The 2,537-nt window shown below is 51.7% G+C and carries 2 protein-coding genes; both read left to right on the top strand.

The genetic code is table 11. From position 1 onward, the window contains the following. Nucleotides 1-161: 161 nt before the first annotated feature. Nucleotides 162-1,718 carry an IS21 family transposase gene (gene istA, locus EVJ34_RS15320; protein ID WP_131486164.1) on the top strand — a complete coding sequence of 519 codons (1,557 nt, stop codon included), beginning with the start codon at nucleotides 162-164 and terminating at the stop codon, nucleotides 1,716-1,718. After that, entirely contained in the window at nucleotides 1,711-2,460 is a 750-nt protein-coding gene (gene istB, locus EVJ34_RS15315; RefSeq protein WP_131486163.1) for an IS21-like element helper ATPase IstB, read from the top strand. Before istA ends, istB begins: the two co-directional genes overlap by 8 nt. The last annotated feature ends 77 nt before the right edge of the window (nucleotides 2,461-2,537 follow it).

Raw genomic sequence — 2,537 nt, 5'->3', positions numbered from 1 at the left:
TGATTACGGCCATTGAAATGTACCAGTCTTGCAATCTTATTTACCAAAGAGTGACAAACAATTTACCGGGCGATGCCAAAGTCCCGGCCATCCTTCACATTTCCTCCCTATGATTAAGGTGCACACCCAATGGTGTGACATCGTTACATGGGAGGTTTTTTATGCTTCGTTATTCGACCATCCTAAAACTTAAAGAGCAAGGACTCAGCCTAAGAAGCATCGCAGCGAGCACCGGAAACTCGCGTCAGAAAGTGACGGAGGTGATCGAGCGGGCGACAGAAAAAGGCTTGATAGGGCCGTTCGATGATGACATGACCGATAAGTGGATTGAAGAGTTCTTGTTCCCTGAGAGGGCGTTTGAATCGTCCGGGAGACACCCGATCGACTTTGACTATGTACACAGGGAATTAGCGAAGCCGAACGTCACTTTGTCTCTCCTACATCATGAGTACGAAATAGAGTGCCGTACGAACAAAAGAATCCCCTACTCCTATCGGAGTTTCGTGCGACATTACAGTGCCTATGCGAACAAGCACAAGGCCACGCTTCGGATTCGTCGCAAACCAGGCGAGGTGATGGAAGTCGACTGGGCGGGTTCAACCACGTTCATCATCGACCGAGACACGGGAGAAAAGATAAAAGCATACATATTCGTGGCGACATTGCCCTGTAGCCAATTGTCTTATGCCGAGGCGAGCCTCTCGATGGACCTATCGGCATGGATCACGTGCCATAACCATGCCTACAGCTATTTCGGTGGGAGCACCCAGATTCTCATCCCTGACAACCTGAAGACCGGTGTCACGAGAAACACGTCACGTGAACTCATCCTCAACCCGATATACCGAGAGATGGCTGAACATTACGGGACGGTCGTCATGCCTGCGCGTGTGAGCGCGCCAAAGGACAAACCGAGTGTCGAGGGTTCCGTAGGTGTCATCTCGACTTGGATCATCGCCGCCTTGAGGAACTCCCACTGCTTCAGCCTAGAGGAGTTGAACCGTGAGGTTCATGAAAAACTAGAAGAGTTCAACCGTCGTCCGTTCACCCGAAAGCCAGGCAGCCGTCTCTCCGCATTCGAGGAGGAGGAGAAGTTTGCGTTATCGCCACTGCCGAAGCACTCGTACAAACAATCGAGTTGGCGAACCGCGAAAGTCCGGCCGGACTACCATATATCCATCGAGAGCATGTTTTATTCGGTGCCCTATGAATATATCAACTGTCAGGTCGAGGTGCGTCTGACCGAGCAATTGGTCGAGGTGTATTTCAACGAGATGCGGATTGCCTCTCACAAACGGCTGATCGGGCGCTTCGGACAATTGTCGACGAACCGTGATCACATGCCCGACAACCATAAGCTCTACGTCGACCAGACCCCGGAGAACGCAAAAGACTGGGCCGATGGGGTCGGTCCAAACGCCTTGAAAGTGATCGATTTCCTTCTTGACACTGCTCAGACCGAACGCTTGGGACTCCAATCCATCTTCTCGTTGAAAAAGCTGGAGCGACGTTATACCAAGTATGAGATCGAACGCGCCTGTAAGATGATCGTCTCCATGACCAACAGACCGACGGTCAAGGGCATCCAGAGCATCTTGGCGAACAACAAGAAGAGCGACGCCGAGCAGGAGTTGAAACGCAAGATGGAAACTGCCAACACTCACTATGGCTTTATGCGTGGTGCGGCATATTACGGGGGAGCCGATAAAGATGAATGAGCAGACGATTACCAAACTAATCGAGATGAAGATGAACGGAATGGCCGAGGCCTACGAGGAACAGTCATCCAATCGGGAATTTCAACGCATGGACTTTGATGAACGCCTAGCGTTACTCGTTGACTTCGAGCATTCCAGACGAAAGAACGGCGAGCTGCATCGGCTGATCCAGGCCGCCTCGTTCATCAACTCGAACGCCTGCATCGAAGACATCGAGTACCATGCCGACCGTCGATTGAATAAAGAGCAGATCCTCAAGTTAGCGAGCGGCACTTACATCTTGGACGGACATAACTTAATCTTGAAGGGACCGACAGGGTCAGGAAAAACCTATCTCGCGACCGCCTTCGGGGTCTCGGCCTGCCGACAGTCGTTCAAGGTGAGATACATCCGTCTGCCTGAATTATTGGACGAACTGACACTGGCGAAGCTCGCAGCCGACGGAAGCTACCGTCGACTCCTCAAAAAGTATACAAAAGTCGACCTACTCATCCTCGATGAATGGCTATTGACCGACTTGACGACTGACGAGGCGACGATCCTCCTCGAGATTTCCGAGTCGCGCCATAAGACCTTCTCTACCATCTATTGTTCACAGATCGACCCGAGCGGATGGCATCTTCGATTAGGAAACGAGACCATCGCAGAGGCGATCCTCGACCGGATCATCCATGACTCTTATCAAATCATGATCGACGGTGAAATATCGATGAGGGAACGCCATGGCATATCAACACGCTGACGTCCGAGCCATCCAAGTGATGGCTCTTTTCTTCGCACTAGGTGGCTCAGTCGTCCGCAATCGATGGCTCACAATGC

It is taken from the genome of Exiguobacterium sp. SL-9, assembly GCF_004336985.1.
In the GTDB taxonomy this organism is placed as follows: Bacteria; Bacillota; Bacilli; order Exiguobacteriales; family Exiguobacteriaceae; genus Exiguobacterium.
Note: the sequence above shows the minus strand (reverse complement) of the source record. Positions and strands in the feature narration are given on the sequence as shown.